The sequence below is a fragment of the Gloeocapsopsis crepidinum LEGE 06123 genome (genome assembly GCF_015207655.1).
Lineage (GTDB): Bacteria > Cyanobacteriota > Cyanobacteriia > Cyanobacteriales > Chroococcidiopsidaceae > Gloeocapsopsis > Gloeocapsopsis crepidinum.
On record NZ_JADEWN010000037.1, the window covers coordinates 18014 to 38579 of the forward strand.

Consider the following 20566-nt stretch of genomic DNA (forward strand, 5'->3'; position numbering starts at 1 on the left):
CTGCTCTTTTAATGTCGAAAGCGTTTCGGACAAAATTTGCTTAACGGAGAAAACCTCCGCATACAACTTTCTGATGCTTTAACTCTGAACCATAGGTCTGCGCTAGTACCTCTGATCTCTAAATTACCAATTCAAACTGAACCAGGAAAATTAAAGAAATGGCAACTCTTCAACAGCAAAAGATTCGGATTCGCTTGCAGGCTTTTGATCGCCGCTTACTTGACACTTCATGTGAAAAAATTGTAGATACGGCGAATCGAACTAACGCAACAGCTATTGGTCCTATTCCCTTACCGACTAAAAAGAAAATATACTGCGTGCTGCGTTCTCCTCATGTTGATAAAGATTCACGCGAACACTTTGAAACACGTACTCACCGCCGGATTATTGATATTTATCAGCCCTCTTCCAAAACTATCGATGCTCTGATGAAACTTGACTTGCCATCCGGTGTCGATATCGAAGTTAAACTCTAAAAATAATTGGCTATTAGCGATTGGCAATTAGCTATATATTGCAGCTAAATGCTAACCGCTAAGTGCTAAGTGGTTTTATATTACCTCATCATTTAGTAATTTTCCTTAATAAATAGGCTAAAGTAGGTATATATTGCGCAGTTACCGTTTTTACTGAGCGAAAATGGCATCCTCTTCCAAAATTGCGGTTCGAGAACTATCCCTGTTTCCTCTACCTGAAGTAGTTCTCTTCCCCGGTAGACCTCTACCCTTACATATATTTGAATTTCGCTACCGGATCATGATGAACACGATTCTAGAGAGCGATCGCCGCTTTGGCGTCCTGCTGTGGGACCCAGTTCAAAATCAACCTGCGACAGTTGGTTGTTGTGCTGAAGTGATTCAGTATCAGCGCCTACCAGACGATCGCATGAACATTTTGACTCTAGGACAGCAGCGCTTTCGTGTTTTAGAATACGTTCGAGAAAAGCCTTACAAAGTGGGTTTGGTTGAATGGATTGAAGATAACCCACCACAAAAGGATCTCAAGCCTTTAGCTAAGGAAGTAGAACAACTACTTCATGATGTCGTGCGTCTTTCAGCAAAGCTAACCGAACAGAGTATTGAAGTACCAAAAGATATTCCTGACTTGCCTACAGAGTTATCTTACTGGGTAGCCAGCAATCTTTATGGTGTTGCAGCAGAACAACAAAGTTTACTCGAAATGCAGGATACTGCGGCTCGTTTGGAACGTGAAGCAGAGATTTTGACTTCTACTCGCAATCATCTAGCAGCGCGTACTGTCCTCAAAGATACTTTTGATTAATGAAAGTGAAAGAGTGATTAGTGGCGCTTTGGCTAGTGTCAAGAGGAGCTAACAACTAGTCACTAGTAGCTAGTTACTTTTCGCCTCTACTACGTTGTAGCTACCCAAGAGTTTGAGAATTTCTGTATAAGTAGCAAGTTCTGCGATCGCTCCTTGAACTAAAGGAGAATTGGCATCTGCTTCTAAATCGAGGAAAAAAAGATATTCACCAAGCGATCGCTTAGTGGGGCGCGACTCAATGCGACTTAAGTTAATACCACGCTCAGCAAATATTTGCAAGGGTTTAACTAAAGCGCCAGGAATGTTAGCTGGTAAACTAAAAGCAAGTGACGTATGGGTGTGTTCGACAGAACAGACTTGATTAGTTGAAGGCTGACCGACTACCCAAAACCGCGTACAGTTATCAGGATAGTCATTAATTGCGTGAGCAAGAATAGGTAAATTGTAGATTTGGGCTGCACGTAATGAAGATATTGCCCCTGAACTACTTTCTTGTTCGAGATGTTGGAGAGCTTCTGTTGTAGAATTTGTGGGAATTAACTCAACACTAGGTAAAAACTGCTCCAGCCAACCTTGACACTGTGCTAGTGCTTGTGGATGCGAGTACACTGTTGCAACAGCTTCTAAGTTTGGTGCGTGGGAAAGCAAAGCATGGGTAATCGGCAAGACTAAGGCTAGTTGAATTTGCAATTGGTCTAACTGCCAAAGCGTATCTAGTGTAATTGTGACACTCCCTTCAATTGAGTTTTCGACAGGAACAACAGCAACATCTGCTTTCCCTCGTGCCACAGCCTTTAAAGTCTGAGCAATACTAGGATAAGGACATAACGTTATTTGTTCTTCATCGTTGAGCTGATTTCTATAAGCTAATGCTGCTTGTTCTGCATAAGTTCCAGTAGGTCCTAAATGTGCAATTGACATTGCCATCGCGTTTCGCCTTGTGCCATAACTCCTACTGATATCTTGCACTGGTATGGGAGTATTTGGTTGTGCAGCAATCTTGATGACTATATTGCTACCATTAAAGGACACGGTATACTCCAATATGAAAGATAGTAGCTTTACTTGTAATTTGCAATAACACTGAGTTTATGACATCCTACGCAACAACCTCTGCCAAAGCAGAAATGAGCGAACTGCGCCGCTTAAGAAACTTACTACCACCAGAATTGCAAAGTTGGGTAAGTGTAGAAGGAACTACCGAAGTTAATCCACCTTTAATTACTACAGAAGAAATCGGCAGAGATCAAGTCGAAGTTCTCATCGATCTGGTGAAATGGGATCAACTGGCAATTGACCAGCGCAATTTGCTGTTTTGGCATGAAGTTGCTCGAATTCAAAATGATACTATTCCCAAAGATGGATGGGAAATGGCAGCCCTCGCAATTGGTTTGGGTGGTGCTGTTGGTGAACTTTGGGTGCAAGATGGATTACTACTACTGCTAGCCCTAGGATTGTGCGGCGTGTCTGGCTACCGGTTATACGTCAAAAACAACGGGCAAAAGCAGCTACAAGAAGCAATTGATGCTGATGAAAAGGCGATCGCCCTTGCTACTCGCTTTAACTACACTCTCCCTAATGCCTATAAAAGCCTTGGTAGCGCACTAAAAACGTTAATTGAACAATCACCAAGTAAGCGCCAAAGGGCAAAATATGAATCTAGACTACAAGCCCTCAAACGCAGTGCGAATAAGGCTAAATCACGAACAAAAGCTTCTCAAGAAGCCGTTTATGGAGAATAAATAAAACTCCTGTGCGTCAATAATATTTATAGCTGATTAAGCATTTTGTGCGTTTGAGGAACTACACGCACGTGTTTAAGCATCTGCTTGATTTTAGCTTGCCAAGTTAAAACCTGTGCCGGAGTTGGAGCGAAAATGACTTGGTCAGATTTTTGTATGTTATCTAAAGGTGTTACAGGTTGTAGAAATAAAGGAATTTCTGGGCTAACATTTGCGACTAATTCAGCAGCTTGGTGGAGTTCAGCAATATCAGTTTCACCAGAGACAATCACTTTAACAAATACCTCTACATTGGCTTGATAACAAAGCTGTAAGAATTCTGCGTGTTCTTGCCAGTGACTTTCGCCGCTGACGCTAGGTAACTTCAAATCCATTCCTACAGAGTTAAGATGTGGTAAAACCATAGCTAACTGCTGAGGACGATGTCCGCCTGTTTCTAGATAAATAGGTAATCCAGTACATTTTTGCAATTGAGGGAGAAATTGCAATAAAAAGGCGCTATGCAACAAAGGTTCACCACCAGTAAGACTGATACTATCGTGTAAACCAGGTACATCAAGTTGTTGTACCCACTGCAACAGTAAATCTAGAGAAACTGGATTATCGTACACTTCAAAGTCGCGTAATCCAGGCGATCGCTCAATGCGACATGTTGGTGGAACACTCCAAGTGTGAGCACTATCACAAAAGTGACAGCGTAAGTCACATAAGGCAAAGCGAATAAAAATCTGTCGCGTACCAACATTAAGTCCTTCTCCCTGAATTGCGGAGAAAACCTCAATCAGGCGTGCAGTAATTAGTGTATTGGTTGTCATTTAATATAGAATTTTTCAGATGGATAAACCATATTGAGGGAAGGAGCTTAGTAAATACATTTGCTGCTAGATCAACAAAAGCCACAGAGATGGACTTAAAACAAAATGACTCTTGAGCGTGCGCTCGTCAACTTTGTCTCGTTAGCCTCGAAGAAAGTCAAAGGACATCTGCAATTTATGCAGGAGGTCTTTTAATGAGTCGATTAATTCATTACTAACACTTCGTTACAATTAAAGTTATGAATTTCTGAAGTAATCTCTTAATCTATTGTGCTATCTTCCAACCAGAATTCGGAGTTGAAAAGTGTTGAACGCGATCGCGTTTTAGCTTGGTTAGAAAACAACGTTCCTCAATCCCGTATCCAACATATTCTTAGAGTAGAACAGATGGCAATTGAGTTGGCAGATTGTCATCAAATTGACGTAGAAAAAGCCGCCAAGGCTGCGTTAATGCACGATCTCGCGAAGTACTTTAAACCGCAAAAACTTTTGGACATGGCACAAGCTGAAGGATTAGAAATCGATCCTACTAGTGCAGCTAATCCTCACTTATTGCACGCTGATGTTGGGGCGCTGGTTGCTAGAGATACTTTTAGTATAGACGATGCAGAAGTTTTACAAGCGATCGCCAATCATACTTTAGGTCAACCTGGCATGAGTTCACTTAGCTGTATCGTGTTTTTGGCAGACAGCTTAGAACCAGAACGCGGAGATACTTCAGAGTTAGCAAAATTAAGAAAAACAAGTTATCACAACCTTGACCAAGCTGTGTGGTTAACTTGCGACTACTCGTTGAAATTATTAGTTGAAACGCATCGTCTCATTCATCCTCGAACAGTTGCTACACGTAACTGGTTTTTGCAAAAAGTAAAAAATTCGCAGCGAGTAGTTGATAAAACTGCATGAGCCGTTGTTTTTTGTTAGTATGCAGAAAAAACGCAGCCGTGATTTTGCAGAATAATTTTTAAAGATGTTTAATAAATTTTATCAAGTTATCTGAGGTTTAATGACTGAATATTCGCCAATAAATTCACAATCACAGTCTGTATCCAGAGCATCGAGTGCAGTTAAATCAGGACAAGCCGAGGTAGATAATAGTGGTAAAGAATTAGCCCTTACTGCTGCTCAAGCAGCTTCAGAGCGTAAAGCAGGAGACATTGTCGTGCTGCGGGTTACAGACGTATCATATATGGCAGACTATTTTGTCATCGCCACTGGATACTCACACGTTCAAGTCCGCGCGATCGCTTCTGCAATTGCAGACAAAGTGGAACAAGAGTGGCAGCGTCAACCGATACGCACTGAGGGAAAAGCAGATGCAAGTTGGGTGTTACAAGACTATGGTGATGTCATAGTTCATATCATGATGGCTAAAGAGCGTGAATTTTACAATTTAGAAGCTTTTTGGGGTCATGCGGAACAAATCGAGTTTACCACTGCCGATGGGGCTTAGCACCATGATGGATTTTTCAGTTTCTGATTGTCCTGTCCCTGCGGAACAACAGCCACTCAACGAATATGAGGCGCTAAAAGCATCAAACTTTTTTAGTACTTGTAGTTCAGAATGGCGTAAGTATCTCACCAAGTTAGCTTGGGTGTGGGGATTATCTTGGGTCATTGCAGGACCAGTCGCCGCCGCAAGTTTTTCTCCCCAGAAGTATATTGTACAATTTATGCTTTGTGGAGCGGGGTTAGCAACTATTGGCGTCATTTTTACTGTTGTACGTTGGTATTTAGGCTGGTCTTACGTATGCGATCGCCTGACAAGTCCAACGATTTTTTACGAAGAGTCAGGTTGGTATGACGGACAAACGTGGACAAAGCCACAAGAAATCCTGACGCGCGATCGTTTGATTGTTAGCTATCAAGTTAAACCAATTATTCACCGTTTACAGCAGACGTTAGGAGTCATAGCACTAATTCTATTGTTGGGTGAGTTATTTTGGTATTTTTTGTAATTTTCTCGATTCATCAGTTTGAGATCTACTTTTACGTCCCGCTAAATGATAGAGTTTACCCATGACAAGGGGAAAACGAACTCAAGCCGCAGAACTCGAAGTGAGGTTACTGCGCGAAGGTATTATCGAATCAAGACATTTAGTCCAGGCTGTCGTATGTGACGACCGAGGACGAGTTTTGTCTGTTGCTGGAAATGCAGAGACTGCGACATTTATCCGTTCTGCACTCAAGCCATTTCAAGCATTGGGTGTCACTACAACAGGGACACTTGAACGCTACAACCTAACGGATCGAGATTTAGCAATTATCTGTAGTTCACATAAAGGGACAATAGAACAAGTACGTCAAGTATTTAATATTCTCTGGCGTGCAGATATTGATCCTTCAGTATTGCAGTGCCCTATCCCTGAAGGCAAACATAGTTCATTGCAGTACAACTGTTCAGGAAAACACGCTGGTATGCTTGCTGTTTGTCAGCAACGGCGTTGGTCACTCAATAATTACTTACAGCGCACTCATCCTGTGCAGCAACTGATTTTTGGTAAAATTGCCGAATTACTGCGGATGCCAGCTGATGAATTTATCAGTGCCCATGATGATTGTGGCGCTCCGACTTATTTGATGCAAATAGGACAAATTGCATCATTGTATGCGCAGCTTGCTTCTGGCAATAACCTTGATATGGAAAGAATTGTGCGGGCTATGACGCATCACCCTAAGCTGGTTGCCGGAGAAGGTGAATTTGATACAGAACTCATGCGCCTAACTCAAGGAGAGTTAGTAAGTAAGGCTGGTGCAGAAGGCATTCAATGTATTGGTCGCATTGGCGAGGGTATGGGATTGGCAATTAAAGTGATGGATGGGGCAAAGCGGGCTAAATATGCTGTTGCCATTTACCTACTTCAGCAAATGGGTTGGATTAACCCTAGTGTTGCAGAAACTTTGGCAGAATCGTTTATGACACTAGGAAAATACAAGCGCCTAGAAGTCGTTGGAGAATTGTCCATGTTGTAGTTGCTAAAATTTTGATAACGGGTTATATTAGATAAGTTGACGCGGGATAGAGCAGCCTGGTAGCTCGTCGGGCTCATAACCCGAAGGTCAGTGGTTCAAATCCACTTCCCGCCACCAAATAAGAAACCTCGTAGTCTGTAGTGATTGCGAGGTTTTTTTATGAAGATCTACCGGACATAAGACGCGCCATTAATATCAATTGTTGTTCCTGTAGCGTGCGGAGCTAGCCCAGAGGCTAAAAAGGCAATAACATTAGCAACATCTTGAGGTGGAGCAATTTTACCCAGAGGAATATCACGAGTTACAACTGCTTCACCGTATGCTCGAATAAACTCGTCTGCCATCTCAGTTTCAACGAAACCAGGTGCCACAGCAAAAGCAAGAATATTATCAGCAGCAAACCCCCGCGCAATACTACGCGTTAAGGCAATAACACCCCCTTTTGAAGCAGCATAGTGCATATAGTCTGGGGCGTCACCGCGAAAAGCGGCGCGACTCGCAACATTAATGATAATTCCACCAGCGCGATCGCGAAAATGCCCAATAGCCTCGCGGCACAAATCAGCAACCGCAATCAAATTAACTTGTAAAGTTGTCTGCCATGTGCTGCCCCACATCTCATCATCAATGCCCGCTGACTGGATAATACCTGCATTATTGACTAAGACATCAATTTGCCCTCGCCATGCGATCGCTTCTTGCCATAATTTACGACTCGCATTTGTAATAGCTAAATCGGCTTGTACTACATAACAGCGATCGCCACCGATTTCTTGAGCGATAGCTTGGGCAGATGCTTGCGCGCGACTGTAGTGTAGGATCACATAAGCTCCAGAAGAAGCAAGTGTCAACACTGTTGCTGCACCAATTCCTCGCGATCCCCCTGTAACTAAAATAACTTTGTCGTGTAGATCAATCATCAGTCCTCCTAGTGCTAATCGCTTTCACAAAATTGTTCTATGCTGGAAGAGAAAGCATCCAAGTATTTGCATTTAATCATGGCTGTTCAGTTGCGGCGACCGATTTTAATGGGTGGTGTAGGTTTATCCTTCTGTTTGTGGGTATTGCAAAGTTGGCATCACTCTATTGTGCTAGGTGAGTATGGCATTTTAGGAGCGATCGCAGTGGGTGGAACTTTGTGGCTATGGCAGCAAAGAACTCCAAAGAGACAAAGTCTAGATAATTTACCTGTCACGCGAGAAACTGTAGAAAAAGCGATCGCACAAGTAGCAAGTGTGATTGAACAGTTGACTGTCGAAACTGAAAGCGATCCAATTCAACTGCGCCAAGAACTAGCCGAACTCAATAACGAGTTTGAACGACAAGAATTACGAGTAGTTGTGACTGGCGGTAAATCAGTTGGTAAATCAACTCTAATTCAAGTATTGTCTGATCGCTTCCTTGGGCAGAAGCTAAGTTTTCATGAAACACCTGCTTTATTTACAATTGTTGATAGCGATCGCCAAGCTGAAACTGCTGCACTTGCACAAGCAAATACTGCAGATTTAGTATTATTTGTAACTAACGGCGATTTAACAGAAACTGACTTTCAGACGTTGCAGCAGTTAATCGCAACGAATCGGCAACGTACTTTGCTTGTATCTAATAAACAAGATCATCATTTAGCTGAAGAACGCACCGTTGTGTTATACGCATTACAACAGCGGATGCAAACACTGCTAAAAGCAGAAGATATTATTGCGATCGCGGCATCTCCTAATCAAAGGAAGGTGCGCCAACATGCAGCGGATGGTGCAATTCAAGAATGGCTAGAACAACCTCAACCTGTCATTGAACAACTGGGAGATCGCTTAGCAACTATTGCAACCGAAGAAAGACAACAATTGATTTGGGCAACAACGCAACGCCAAGCTGTAACGATAAAAGTTAAGGCAAAAACACTACTCAATAACGTTAGACGCGATCGCGCTATCCCTGTTATCGAACAATATCAGTGGATTGCTGCTGCTGCTGCTTTTGCAAATCCAGTTCCCGCGCTTGATTTACTGGCAACTGCAGCAATTAATGCCCAGTTAGTAACCGAATTAGGTGCAATCTATCAACAGAAATTCTCTCTTCAACAAGCCCAAACTGTCGCTGGAACTATGGGAAGTTTGATGGTAAAGCTGGGTTTAATCGAACTTTCAACAAAAGCTGTAAGCACAGTGCTCAAAAGTAATGCCGTAACTTTTGTTGCAGGAGGGGTTGTACAAGGCATGAGTGCGGCGTACCTGACACGTTTAGCGGGTTTAAGTTTGGTTGAGTATTTCCAATTACAGGAAGTGGCAATTGACTCTAAAGGACTAAATTTAGAGAAGTTAAGCCAAACCTTACAAAAAGTATTTCAGCAAAATCAGCAAGCATTTTTACAAGGTTTTGTCAAGCAAGGTGTCGAACGTTTGTTACCAAAACAATCTCAATCACAACTTGCTGAATCATAGCTTGGCAAATGAATTCGCAGCTAGTCAAACATAAACGCACAGCGGCTTCCCGCAGGGTAGTCCACCTCTGTGGACTTACTCATACTCATAAAGAAACTTCACGATATACGCTCATCACCTACAAACTGATGTTAATTAAAACATCGCTTACGATAGAAGAAGCTAAAGTGGGAAATCCTCGTTAAGAATGGATTTGTAGCTGTCGTTCTGATTTTGAGTCATTAATTATATAGTGCGTACTAGTCAACAAGAGTCTCATTTAAACCGTGCCAAGGCAAGCTTACGACAAGCGCTATCGTGGTATTCACATCTGCGTAAGTCGGGAGGGCGATCGCCTGCAAGTTGGGAACTTTCAGGATTAGTCAAACCAGAAATTGAGGTGTTAAATTCGGCACTGAGTAAAATAGATTCCAATGTGATTCGGATTGCGGCGTTTGGTTTAGTCAGTCGTGGTAAGTCGGCAGTTTTAAATGCATTAATAGGAGAAAAAGTTCTCCAAACGGGACCACTACATGGTGTAACTCAATATCCGCGTTCAGTACGGTGGACTCCGAGTGAAAAAGGTAAAGTTCAAATTGAGTTGATTGATACGCCAGGATTAGATGAAATAGAAGGACAAATACGCGCGCAAATGGCGCGGGATGTGGCACGCCAAGCTGATTTGATTTTGTTTGTTGTTGCAGGTGATATCACGCGGACTGAATATCAAGCATTATGTGAGTTGCGGCGATCGCAAAAACCTTTAATCTTAGTATTCAACAAAATTGATTTGTATCCTGACACTGATCGCGAAGCAATTTACAACAATTTGCAGCAATTGGCAACACAGGGACGCGAAGTTATGTCCCCTGATGAAATTGTCATGGTAGCCGCAGAACCAGCACCGATGGAAGTCCGTGTAGAGTGGGCTGATGGCAAGATAACAGAGGAATTAGAAACGCACTCACCACAAATTACTGAACTTCAGCAAGCAATCTTAAGAATTCTTAATCGCGAAGGGCGATCGCTTTTAGCGTTAAATGCTTTGATCCAAGCCCGCCAAGCAACAGCGGAAATTGCCCATAAGTCTGTAGAATTGCGTCAAAAGGAAGCTGAAGATTTAATTTGGCAATTTACCAAATACAAAGCATTAGCAGTTGCACTTAATCCTGTGGCATTTTTAGATCTACTCGGTGGAGTTGTTGCTGACTTGGCACTCATTCGTTCTTTGGCAAAGGTTTATGGTTTACCGATGACAGGCTATGAAGCAGCAAAGCTGTTACGCACTATTTTGCTAAGTTCTGGAGGTTTACTCTTAGCTGAACTTGGAAGTGGTTTATTTTTAGGTTTGGGAAAAAGTACCGCTGCTGTTGCTAGTAGCGAGAACCCTGGTAACTTAACTGCTTATTTTGGTGCGGCGATCGCCCAAGGTAGTATTGCAGGTTACGGTTCTTATATTGTCGGACAAGCTGCCCAAGTTTATTTAGAACGCGGCTGCACTTGGGGACAACTCGGAACTAGTACCGTTATTCAAGAAATACTAGAACAGGTAGAACCAAATACAATTCTTTACCGCCTGCGCCAAGAGTTGAGTCAACATTTAAATTGATGCATAGATTGGTGAAAAGTCGCGCTTTGGCTAGTGAAAGAGGAGTTCAAAGCTTAGAGAGAGTAGGCAACATCAGTACGGTGTTCAGGTGTCCTTCATTTAAAATCTTAGTTAATATCAAATCCGGTTAATTACTTACAATCAAAGTGATGATTGATTATCCACTAGTAACTCGCTCATAGCCTGGTTATTGAACCGGAGACGGTATGGAAGAATGCCAGAAATCGTTTACAAAACCAATTTAGATAGTGTTGATTGGACAGAGATGAAAACAACACTATGCCGAGATGCCTTTGACAATGGGCGTACTCCAGAACAGCTTAAAACCTCTTTTGAAAATAGTTATGCTGCCTGTGTTGCTTACGCTAATAATCGTATTGTTGGCACTGCCCGTGTTTTATCTGATGGTGTTTGCAATGCTTATATTGTTGATGTTTGGACACTTAGCGCATATCGTCGTCAAGGTATTGCAACAGCAATGATGCAAAATCTACTTAGTAGATTGAAGGGGCAACACGTCTATTTGTTTACAGATGATGTTCCTCAACTTTATGCGAAACTTGGTTTTGTAGAGCAACCTGTTGGTATGGGACAAGTCATTGGAACGTGGTTGGTGAATGAGGCATAAAACTAATGGCGTTAATTTTTTAACCCCAACGATCAATATCGATCGCAGCAAAGCCTTCTTTTTCTGCTAAAGTCAACATACTACCAAGTTGCCGCCAAATTAGTATGCCGAGGAATAAAGTCAGCGGCAGCGCAACTGCATAAGCTATTAAACCAGGAAAACCAAAAACTTCTAAACCCGCAGAGAGAAACAAGTACACGCCGATAGTAATGCCTACAAAGGGAACAACTAGCGACACTGTGGGTAACTGCGAACTCATACTACTAATGCGATCGCTTGACCAGTTTTGCACAATTTGCTGCAAAGTCGCACCAAAAGCAGCACCCGAGGTTAGTGAAACAAATAAACCTGCAATCATGAGAAAGTATGGTGGCTCTGGCAAATAGTACATGAAAAACTCCGAGTTTATTTTTGCTTAGGAAAAACTGCGAAAGCATTGACTACAGGTAAGATTGCTGCTGTCCTTTCTTTTGAGATCTCTGTTATTGCATCTAACGCAACATTTAAGATACGATTTGGCTGCAACTCACCTTTGACTAAATTCCAAATCCGCTGAACTTCTGCTGTATGCAAACGGTCATCTTCAGTCAAAGCTAACAAAAATTGCTGCCGCAGAAACTTGCCTTCCTCTGACAAGAGGTATTGTATACCCAATTGTGCGGTTGGTAATAAATCAAATCTTTTGTCAGCTTGGGCGATCGCAATTAAATTTTCTAAGCGTTCCCACTGAAATTTACCATTTTTGAACAATACGTTAAGTAACCGTCGTCTTAGCTGGGGTGTTTCTCCTGTCAGTAGACGCCGTGCGACGTAAGGATGGGATACTTCAACGATCTTGAAATTCGGATTTAAACTTAGTGCAATACCTTCTTGTGTCACCAAAGAACGAATAATTAAGGCAAACTGTGCTGGAACGCGGAAGGGATAATCATACATCAACTCCGAAAATGAATCAGTGACCGATTTGAAGTTGAAGTCTCCTACACTTTGACCAATTGCTTCGCCAAGTACTGCTTCTAGCGCTGGGACAATAGGACAAATATTCGTATCTGGAGTTAAAAATCCTAATTTGACAAAATCAGCAGCTAACTCGGTATAGTCTTTATTAACGAGATGCACGATCGCATCGACTAAAGTTTCTTTTGTCAGTTCGCTAAGCTGATCCATCATACCAAAGTCGATGTATGCCATGCGACCATCAGGCATTGCAAACAAGTTTCCTGGGTGCGGATCGGCATGAAAGAAACCGTGTTCTAATAGTTGCTGTAAACCCGCAGTGACACCGATTTCGATTAATGTATCTGTATCCAAACCTGCTTCGCGGATACTTTGTGTATCTGTTAGTTTGAATCCATGAATCCATTCAAGTGTTAAGACGCGAGTAGCGGTAAACCGCCAGTAAATGGCTGGTACTTTAACTCGGAGATCGTTGCGGAAGTTGGTGGCAAACTTTTCGGCGTTACGCGCTTCGTTGAGATAATCAATTTCTTCAAATAACTTAGTCCCGAACTCATCTACGATCATCTTGAGATCGTGACCAAGGTTTAGCGGCAGCCAAGGAGATATCCAACCGGCTGTCCACCGCATTAAGTAGAGATCTAGCGTCAGAGCAGGGCGTAAGTTGGGACGTTGTACTTTAACTGCAACTTCTTCTCCGCTGTGTAAACGAGCGCGATACACTTGACCAAGACTTGCTGCTGCAACAGGATGTGGCGAAATTTCACTGTATACGTCTTGAATTGAGCGATTTAACTCGGTTTCAATTGTGCGGAAAGCGATCGCATTATCAAAAGGTGGTAGCTGATCTTGTAGCTTGACGAGTTCGTCGAGAAAATCTTTGCGAATTAAGTCAGGTCTTGTTGATAGTGCTTGACCGACTTTAATAAATGTAGGTCCTAGGCGAGTCAGAATTTGCCGTAACTGCGTTGCCCGTCTAAACTTGTTTTGTTCTTCTCGGTTCTGCCACTTGTCCCAATAAAGACCAAGCATGAATCCCGCAAAACACCAGATGATAGTACAAGCCCGCCAAAACGCTAACCAAGGGCGGTAACGGTAGTAACGTGCGATCGCTTCTGGATCGTAACGGCGGTTATTTTGAGCTTGATACTGACCCACGCCTTTTTTTGCCTCTCCTACTGGAATTATTGATGATTGCAACTTTTGGTAACACTAGTTACGGTAGTTGCTAACACGACCTAATTATTATCCTTTTAGATCCATCAATTTATAGATAAGGATTTCCGGTAAGTCCGCCAGTCATGTAACTTTGAGACTGACCATTAAACTTTATCTTTTTCTTAACTATAGTATATAAAACTACAAACAAATAATAAGAAAAATTACAAAATTCTCTCTTGTGGAAGAGTTTCGTAGATAGACACATAAGACGAGTCACAGATTATCAGATACAGATAAGCTAGGCAAAACCAACCGGCTTTCGTTTTGCTGAGCTATTCAACATTCGCCTAATATACTTGACAAAAGCAAGTATATAGTTGACACAATCAACTATATAGCCCTTCGTCGCAAGGAGTCATACTAATGACGAAGACCAACTCTGCCAAATATGCAGAACATATAGAAGCTGTACGTCGCTTTAATCGGTTCTACACTCAGCAAATTGGGGTGTTGCACGAGGGAATATTAAAAAGTCCCTTCTCATTAACTGAAGCACGGGTCATCTACGAACTCGCACACTGTGAAAAACCTACAGCAACCGAGATTGCCAACAAATTAGATTTAGACGCAGGCTATCTAAGTCGCATTTTGCGCGAGTTTAAAAAACGCGGACTAATTGACAAACAGCCCTCTGAAACTGATGGGCGGCAAACTATTTTATGCTTGACGGAGCAAGGACAAAACTCATTTACCATGCTCAATGCTTGTTCTTATGACGAGATTGGAGCGATCCTTGACAAGCTATCTACGGTAGATCAGAGCCGCTTAATCAAGGCAATGCAAGTCATTGAGGAGTTGCTTGGTACTCGCTCAGAACAGAAGGTTCCTTATATTCTCCGTCTTCACCAACCTGGCGATTTGGGTTGGATAGTCCACCGTCATAGCGTGCTGTATGCTGAGGAATACGGTTGGAATGAGCAATTTGAGGCACTAGTTGCCAGTATTGTCGCCGAATTTGTTCAGAACTATAACCCGAAACGAGAGCGATGCTGGATTGCCGAAAGAGACGGTGAAATTGTTGGTTCAGTCTGTCTTGTGAAACAATCGGATGAAGTCGCAAAATTACGTTTATTGTTCGTTGAGCCAAAAGCACGCGGATTAGGTATTGGGACTCGACTAGTAAACGAATGCATGCGGTTTGCCCGACAAGCTGGTTACAGTAAGGTCACGCTGTGGACAAACAATGTCTTGCTGGCTGCTCGACATATTTATGAAGTTGTTGGTTTTCGCTTAGTTTATGAAGAAGAACACAACAGCTTTGGTCATCATTTGATCGGAGAAGTATGGGAGCTAGAATTGTAGACTGCGATCATTTTAGCTTATTTCTATAACTGATTTAGAGTTGCAGCCCACTAGCTAAGCAGCGGCTAAATCGCCTTAATATACCTGCCAATTCTCTTAACTTATTGCGCAGTGTTGCTAGCTACGTCTATCACTAAATTCTAGATAATAACTTTCTCCGAGAAATTCAAGCGTATAGTAATTGATTTCTAATTTCCTCAATCGTCAACGCACTCACCAAAATACCAATTCTTTGCGCAACTTCATAAGCATTTTTCTGAGGCACTACAATAATTCCAGAATGTTGTTTATCCTCTTCCATGTACTGAAGATGCAACCGTTCAAAGTCAACTCGGTTATGGGTCAAAATGCACCTTCCAGTAGAAGCTGCTCTCTATCCGTTTTGCCCAGGGTTGCTTGCTCAGGAACAGTCGTAATATCTAAACCACGCGCTCTTAAAAGTGTAGCAACAAGTGCCGACATATCTTCATCTGTGTAAAGTGCCGCAATTGTCATTCGCCTAATGCGGCTCTTACCGATGGATGCACTAGCTCATTAGGAACTTGGTTTTGCTCAATGTACTCATTAATCTCTGCCTGATGATCGAGATAGAAGCTCAAAGCATCAAACACTTGTGCTAGCGTTAAATGAGGCAAATGGCTCAAAATTTCTTCTGGCATAATACCTAGACGCCACAAACCAACGATGGCACGAACAGATGTGCGAGTGCCTAGAATAACTGGCTCTCCGCTTAAAATCTCAGAGTTACTGGTAACGTAGCGCGAGAGAGTTTCGACGGACATGGAGTGAAGCGTACGGTAAAAATTGGAGTTACTTGTAGTTTACTAGAATAAAGACTGACTAGATAGATGAGCCTTCAACACATTTCAGCCAGGAGTAAGAGCCAGCTAGCGACCTAAATCAACAGCAGCAGAAGTTCATAACAAATTAACAACGAACTGCAACTGTTCACTGCATTGACTGGTTTTCTTTACCACAACAGGCTAAGAGTGTCTAGAGTTAGTAATGTTCTGCAAACACCTGGCGCTGGGCAGTGTTCTCACCAACAACACAGAGGGCTAACGACACTGTTGAGCGGCGATCGCACTCAACGGCTTAATCTTTCGTTGTAATAATCAATTGCACCCTTAATATCTTGCTGCGAGAGTGCAGGCCAGAAAGCCTCAGTGAAGTAGAGTTGTGCATACGCACTTTGCCATAAAAAATAATTACTCAGTCGTTGCTCTCCACCAGCACGAATTACTAAATCTAGATCGGGAAGTTCAGCTGTGTATAAACATCTAGCAAAGGTCGTCTCTGTAATTTCTTCTGGTTGAGGCTGTTGAGTTACCACTTTGCGAACTCCCTCAACAATCTCGGCGCGTCCACCATAGTTGAATGCAAGGTTGAGGATTCTATGATTATGCGTTTTCGTTAGATTCACGGCATCATCGATCACATTGAGTACAGATTCAGAAACTCCTTCACGGCTGCCACTATGTAAAATCCGCACTCGTCGGCTGTCTAGTTCATCAGCTAAGCGAGGACCAAGTTCCTCAATGCCGCTCATTAACGCCCGAACTTCATCTGTTGGTCTTCCCCAATTCTCAGTTGACCAAACATAAGCTGAGACATTGTTAATACCAAAATCATGGCAAATATCGAGGATCTCAACAATATGGGCAATACCTGCATAATGACCTGCACTGCGAGGTAGTCCATGCTGTTCTGCCCAACGTCCATTGCCGTCCATAATGAAGCCGATATGTTTTGGAATAAGCATATTGCAACCTAGCTAGAACGCTTATAAAAATTACCAACACAACTTAGCTTACAAGTTGTCACAACTCCCCTACCGATAATCTTTCAAATACATCCCCACCGATAACCTAAGCAGCAGAACTCGTTATTAAACAGAGTTCTTCTGCTCTTAGTCTTTTCTGCTAAAACTTATAGCTTTTTGAATGCGATCGCTTACTGCTGTGAGGATTTCGCCTCCAAACTTTCTAAGCGACTTCTGAGTTCTTGATTTTGTTGTTTCAGTACATCTAGTTCTTCACGTAATTGTTTCACACCTTGATCTGTGCCAACTGCAGTTTGCACTCGCGATACAGCTTCCTCCGCCATGCGCCGCACCCGTCCATCAGGAGTTTGACTTGCTAAAGATTGTAGAATGCCAATTGCTTTAGGAGTTTCCATTTGTCCCAGAGCGCTGACAACGGCGACTTGAGTTAAGAAAAATGACTCGCGGGAGAGTTCTTCAAGTTGTTGCAAGACTCGTTCGAGATTGACTGTGCTTAACCCTGTAGAAATTGTGCCGAGGGCGCGAATTGCGCTGAGTCGTAGGGCTTGGGGTACGCCTAGTTTGGTATATTCCAAGATGAGATCGAGTGCTGACTCAGAGGTTTTCATTTGGCTAAGTCCTGCGATCGCACCTGCACGGACGACTTCATTCCACCCTGCTCTTTGTTCTAAAATTGATTTGAGCAGTTTCACTACTTTTTCTTCTTTGGGCTTTTCATCTACAGTTCCACCCGCAATGGCACCGATCGCCTTAATCGCAGATGCTTCAACGTAGTAGCTTAGATCGCCGTTTTCTACTAGTGGTTTAATTGCTCTATAACTCTCGCGTGTTTTAATATCAGCAAGTGCTTCTACCACTGCACGGCGCACAAGGGGATGTTCGTCTTCTAATCCTACAACTAAACCACTAAAAGCTTGATCGAGTTTGACTTGGGCGAGTTGTTTAGCAACTTCAGTACGTACCCCCCAGAAGCGATCGCGTTTCAAAGCTTGAGAAAGTGCTTTTACTGCTTCTAAGCCACCTTTTTTTGCCAAAGCTTCCGCTGCATAAATTCGTGAAATTGGGTCAGGATCGAATTCTAGCTGTGCTTTTAATTCTGGTAGTGGATACTCTAGCGTAACTGTCTTTAAGTAGTTATTCCCAGCATCGAAACTGACAAATTGCGGCTTCTGTTCTAAAGGAAAGTAGAAACTTTGCTCTTTTTCATGCACCCGTACTGTAAATGTTTTCAGTTGAGGGGAAGATTCCTCATTGGGATAGCCAAATGCGATCGCAATTTTCAAATCAAACAAATCGCTATTAGTACCGTTAGAACCTTCTTTTGCTTGAGTTTGCGTCACTGTAACTTTAGCTAATTTGCTATCTCCATCCCAAGCGTAAGCAACTTTAAAATCAGGATGCCCGCCGCGATAGACGTATTGATCGAAAAGAAATAGTAAATTTCTGCCAGATGCTTTTTCAATCGCCCTTAGTAAGTCGATGGTTTCCACCGTGTTATGAGCATTATCTTGAACAAATGTATGAATTGCCTGCCAAAATAATTCTTCTCCCAATTCGGTGCGAATCATGTGATAGACACACGAACCTTTTTCGTAAAGGTGGCGATCGTATAACTCAATAGCTTCGCGATAAACGTGCGTGACGATTGGACGACGATAACGGCTACTATCTTCTGCTAAGTAACTCCGTGCTTCAAGTAATCGGTAATAAGCCGCTTCCTCTGCACCATACTCGTGTTCTGTCCACATCACCTCTGAGTAAGAAGCCATACCTTCTTTAATCCAAGCATGAGACCAATGCTTTATTACGACGAGATCGCCAAACCATTGATGCGCAAGTTCGTGGGCGACTAAGCTTTCAGTGTTGCGGTTATCAAGTGCAGCGCGTTCATCGAGTAAACAGCGATCTGTTAGTAAGGTTGTGGAGGTGTTTTCCATTCCTCCAAAAATAAAGTCATCAACGCAGACTTGGGCATATTTTGGATACGGATACAAATAGCCATACTTCTCGCTAAAAAATTCAATCATGCGTGGAGTTTTCCCCATACTACGCCGTGCGTCTGCTTCACGTCCTTTTTCAACGTAGTAAGTGACAGGTTTACCGTGCCATTCGTCTTGAATTTCGGCAAAGTCTCCTACCGCAAGTGTCATAAGATAAGTAGGATGGACTTGCTCTTGTAACCAATGGTAAATTTTAGCGTCACCATCTTCTGCCGTATTAATTAAGGTTCCGTTAGAAATGGCTATATAAGGTTTGGGAACGCGGACGCGAATTTCAGAGGTTGATAGTTGTCCTGGGTAGTCGAAGCAAGGAAACCAGAAGCGCGAGTCTTCATCTTCGCCCTGCGTCCAAACTTGTGTTGGTTTATTGGGATAATGTTGATTTGGAGTAATAAAGTAAATGCCGCGTTGGGGTTGTTCTGCAGCATAGGCGATCGCAACCTTAATTACCTGACCCACTACTGTAGGTGTCTCAAGTTGAATATGCAACTGCCAACCATCGTACTCAAAACTTTGAGGCGCTTCGTCAACTTGCACTGATTGAATATTCAAATTCACTGCATCCAACGTTAACCTTTTAATTCCATTGCGGATGGGTTTGAGTTGAGTAACGCAAGTACCTTGATAGCTTTGATTGGGAATGTCTAAATTCAAATCGAGGAAAATATGCTCGACTTGTCCTGGACGATCTGGATTGTAGTGCGGTTTTGCCCCTGGTAGCTCAAAGGATTTGTGGCGGCTATTATCGGTATCCAAATGAAACTGCGACATCGATTTTCCTTACTTCAACGCTATGCCTGTTGTTTTCCAGGGTAGCGCTTGAACGCACTTAAAATTGAATACTCTGCAACTTAATTGACTTGGTAAGTTCAAATCAACTCAATAATTAATGCTATTGATTTTGGTGAAACTTACTAAAAGGAGAAGAGGCGATCGCACTTCTTCTTCAAATTTCTTAATAATATAGAACAACTTTTTTATTTTGTTTAATAGACTATCTTACTGCTGTTCTCATAAAGAATAATTAATATCTTCAATTGCTATTTCTCTATATATAGTCAAAAATATCAAATTTATCAGCAAATACCCTTTATTAAGGCAATCAAATTAGTAAAATTACTGAATTTTCTAATTATTAGCTTTGACAAAAAAATCAGCAAAAACCAGCAAGCTTCTCTAAAACTTAACTTATATAACAGTATACAAGGAGCTTTCAGTAATTCAATAAGCAAGTACACTAAGCTTCAAGCCACAACCAATACTGTTAATCAACTTACCAAGGAATAATCCTAAAATGTCTATCTTAAATCGTGTAATTATTACTTCTGGGCTATTTTTGGGTACTATCACAGCTTTCTCTCCAACTGCATTTGCACAGACTACTAGTGATACCGTTAATTTGAGTGGTAATGTGCAGTCAATCCTCGATATGACAACGACGGCGACAGCAGCAGCTAGTAATTTAGATTTGCCTATTAGTGCAGACACTAAGGTAGTTCAGGTTGCTGATATTGCATTTGAAACCAATAATGCTGAAGGTTTAACTATTACCGCTACAAGTGGAACATTAACTACAAATGGAGGACAAACTCCAATTGATTTCCAAGTCAAGTTACTTGCTGACGGTACAGCAATTCCTGGCTCCACTGATTTTGCTAGTGGTAATACTACTCATACGACTACCAGTGCTGGAACAGGAGCGGCTGACTTGTACATCAAATACACAACAGCAGAATATCAAGATCCAGGTACATACAGTGGCACTATTAGCTTGACCGTTATTGATAATTCTTAAATTAAATATCTCATTGGGGCAATCCAAAGCTAACTGCCCC

The 20566-nt window shown here is 42.3% G+C and carries 22 protein-coding genes and 1 tRNA gene; 13 read left to right on the top strand and 10 right to left on the bottom strand.

Features of this window, described 5'->3' with window-relative positions; all coding sequences use genetic code 11:
• Positions 1-158: 158 nt before the first annotated feature.
• Together rpsJ and IQ230_RS15175 are read left to right on the top strand one after the other, a co-directional pair.
• Entirely contained in the window at positions 159-476 is a 318-nt protein-coding gene (gene rpsJ, locus IQ230_RS15170; RefSeq protein ID WP_015190074.1) for a 30S ribosomal protein S10, read from the top strand.
• A 163-nt stretch (positions 477-639) separates the two neighbouring features.
• A complete protein-coding gene (locus IQ230_RS15175) occupies positions 640-1281 on the top strand; it encodes an LON peptidase substrate-binding domain-containing protein (protein ID WP_193932793.1) in 642 nt (213 codons plus the stop codon).
• Between the two features lie 69 nt (positions 1282-1350).
• On the opposite strand, the gene pheA is transcribed toward IQ230_RS15175, so the two are convergent.
• Complete coding sequence (gene pheA / locus IQ230_RS15180) at positions 1351-2208, bottom strand: prephenate dehydratase (RefSeq protein WP_193932823.1); 858 nt, start codon at positions 2206-2208, stop codon at positions 1351-1353.
• Positions 2209-2372: 164 nt separating this feature from the next.
• Here pheA and IQ230_RS15185 point away from each other — a divergent pair, with 164 nt between their 5' ends.
• Entirely contained in the window at positions 2373-3023 is a 651-nt protein-coding gene (locus IQ230_RS15185; protein ID WP_193932794.1) for a DUF3318 domain-containing protein, read from the top strand.
• A gap of 26 nt (positions 3024-3049) precedes the next feature.
• On the opposite strand, the gene IQ230_RS15190 is transcribed toward IQ230_RS15185, so the two are convergent.
• Positions 3050-3838, bottom strand: a complete 789-nt coding sequence (locus tag IQ230_RS15190) for a 7-carboxy-7-deazaguanine synthase QueE (RefSeq protein WP_193932795.1) — start codon at positions 3836-3838, stop codon at positions 3050-3052.
• Between the two features lie 270 nt (positions 3839-4108).
• Between IQ230_RS15190 and yqeK the strand changes: the two genes are divergently transcribed.
• The 5 genes from yqeK to IQ230_RS15215 all read left to right on the top strand — a co-directional run bounded on the left by yqeK (position 4109) and on the right by IQ230_RS15215 (position 6928).
• Positions 4109-4744 (top strand): bis(5'-nucleosyl)-tetraphosphatase (symmetrical) YqeK, encoded by a 636-nt coding sequence (yqeK, locus tag IQ230_RS15195; protein ID WP_193932796.1) that lies wholly within the window; start codon positions 4109-4111, stop codon positions 4742-4744.
• Positions 4745-4844: 100 nt separating this feature from the next.
• Complete coding sequence (rsfS, locus tag IQ230_RS15200; protein WP_193932797.1) at positions 4845-5291, top strand: ribosome silencing factor; 447 nt, start codon at positions 4845-4847, stop codon at positions 5289-5291.
• Between the two features lie 7 nt (positions 5292-5298).
• Entirely contained in the window at positions 5299-5796 is a 498-nt protein-coding gene (locus IQ230_RS15205; RefSeq protein ID WP_228054987.1) for a CGLD27 family protein, read from the top strand.
• Between the two features lie 61 nt (positions 5797-5857).
• Positions 5858-6811 (top strand): asparaginase, encoded by a 954-nt coding sequence (locus IQ230_RS15210; protein WP_193932798.1) that lies wholly within the window; start codon positions 5858-5860, stop codon positions 6809-6811.
• A gap of 40 nt (positions 6812-6851) precedes the next feature.
• Positions 6852-6928: transfer RNA gene (locus IQ230_RS15215), tRNA-Met, on the top strand.
• Positions 6929-6978: 50 nt separating this feature from the next.
• On the opposite strand, the gene IQ230_RS15220 is transcribed toward IQ230_RS15215, so the two are convergent.
• On the bottom strand, positions 6979-7731 hold the full coding sequence (locus IQ230_RS15220) for an SDR family NAD(P)-dependent oxidoreductase (protein WP_193932799.1): 753 nt from the start codon (positions 7729-7731) through the stop codon (positions 6979-6981).
• 39 nt (positions 7732-7770) lie between these two features.
• Between IQ230_RS15220 and IQ230_RS15225 the strand changes: the two genes are divergently transcribed.
• The 3 genes from IQ230_RS15225 (at position 7771) to IQ230_RS15235 (ending at position 11468) form a co-directional block, all read left to right on the top strand.
• A complete protein-coding gene (locus tag IQ230_RS15225; RefSeq protein ID WP_228054976.1) occupies positions 7771-9252 on the top strand; it encodes a YcjF family protein in 1482 nt (493 codons plus the stop codon).
• A gap of 229 nt (positions 9253-9481) precedes the next feature.
• On the top strand, positions 9482-10840 hold the full coding sequence (locus tag IQ230_RS15230) for a GTP-binding protein (protein WP_322742428.1): 1359 nt from the start codon (positions 9482-9484) through the stop codon (positions 10838-10840).
• 214 nt (positions 10841-11054) lie between these two features.
• The gene (locus IQ230_RS15235; protein WP_193932801.1) at positions 11055-11468 is read left to right on the top strand and encodes a GNAT family N-acetyltransferase; all 414 of its coding nucleotides are present in this window, start codon (positions 11055-11057) and stop codon (positions 11466-11468) included.
• A gap of 19 nt (positions 11469-11487) precedes the next feature.
• Here the strand turns inward: IQ230_RS15235 and IQ230_RS15240 are convergent, their stop codons facing one another.
• Both IQ230_RS15240 and IQ230_RS15245 read right to left on the bottom strand, forming a co-directional pair.
• A complete protein-coding gene (locus IQ230_RS15240) occupies positions 11488-11859 on the bottom strand; it encodes a hypothetical protein (RefSeq protein ID WP_193932802.1) in 372 nt (123 codons plus the stop codon).
• A 14-nt stretch (positions 11860-11873) separates the two neighbouring features.
• A complete protein-coding gene (locus tag IQ230_RS15245; RefSeq protein ID WP_193932803.1) occupies positions 11874-13583 on the bottom strand; it encodes an ABC1 kinase family protein in 1710 nt (569 codons plus the stop codon).
• 426 nt (positions 13584-14009) lie between these two features.
• On the opposite strand from IQ230_RS15245, the gene IQ230_RS15250 reads away from it, so the two are divergent.
• On the top strand, positions 14010-14948 hold the full coding sequence (locus IQ230_RS15250) for a bifunctional helix-turn-helix transcriptional regulator/GNAT family N-acetyltransferase (RefSeq protein ID WP_193932804.1): 939 nt from the start codon (positions 14010-14012) through the stop codon (positions 14946-14948).
• 166 nt (positions 14949-15114) lie between these two features.
• Here IQ230_RS15250 and IQ230_RS26720 read toward each other — a convergent pair whose 3' ends face one another.
• The 5 genes from IQ230_RS26720 to IQ230_RS15270 form a co-directional block, all read right to left on the bottom strand.
• Positions 15115-15294 (bottom strand): hypothetical protein, encoded by a 180-nt coding sequence (locus IQ230_RS26720; protein ID WP_228054977.1) that lies wholly within the window; start codon positions 15292-15294, stop codon positions 15115-15117.
• The gene (locus tag IQ230_RS26725) at positions 15291-15443 is read right to left on the bottom strand and encodes a hypothetical protein (RefSeq protein WP_228054978.1); all 153 of its coding nucleotides are present in this window, start codon (positions 15441-15443) and stop codon (positions 15291-15293) included. The genes IQ230_RS26720 and IQ230_RS26725 overlap by 4 nt, the downstream gene beginning before the upstream one ends.
• On the bottom strand, positions 15440-15730 hold the full coding sequence (locus tag IQ230_RS15260; protein WP_193932805.1) for a DUF433 domain-containing protein: 291 nt from the start codon (positions 15728-15730) through the stop codon (positions 15440-15442). Before IQ230_RS15260 ends, IQ230_RS26725 begins: the two co-directional genes overlap by 4 nt.
• Before the next feature lie 305 nt (positions 15731-16035).
• Positions 16036-16710 carry a polyprenyl diphosphate synthase gene (uppS, locus tag IQ230_RS15265; protein ID WP_193932806.1) on the bottom strand — a complete coding sequence of 225 codons (675 nt, stop codon included), beginning with the start codon at positions 16708-16710 and terminating at the stop codon, positions 16036-16038.
• 191 nt (positions 16711-16901) lie between these two features.
• A complete protein-coding gene (locus IQ230_RS15270) occupies positions 16902-19502 on the bottom strand; it encodes a M1 family metallopeptidase (protein WP_193932807.1) in 2601 nt (866 codons plus the stop codon).
• A gap of 523 nt (positions 19503-20025) precedes the next feature.
• Here IQ230_RS15270 and IQ230_RS15275 point away from each other — a divergent pair.
• On the top strand, positions 20026-20526 hold the full coding sequence (locus tag IQ230_RS15275; protein ID WP_193932808.1) for a hypothetical protein: 501 nt from the start codon (positions 20026-20028) through the stop codon (positions 20524-20526).
• Positions 20527-20566: the final 40 nt, after the last annotated feature.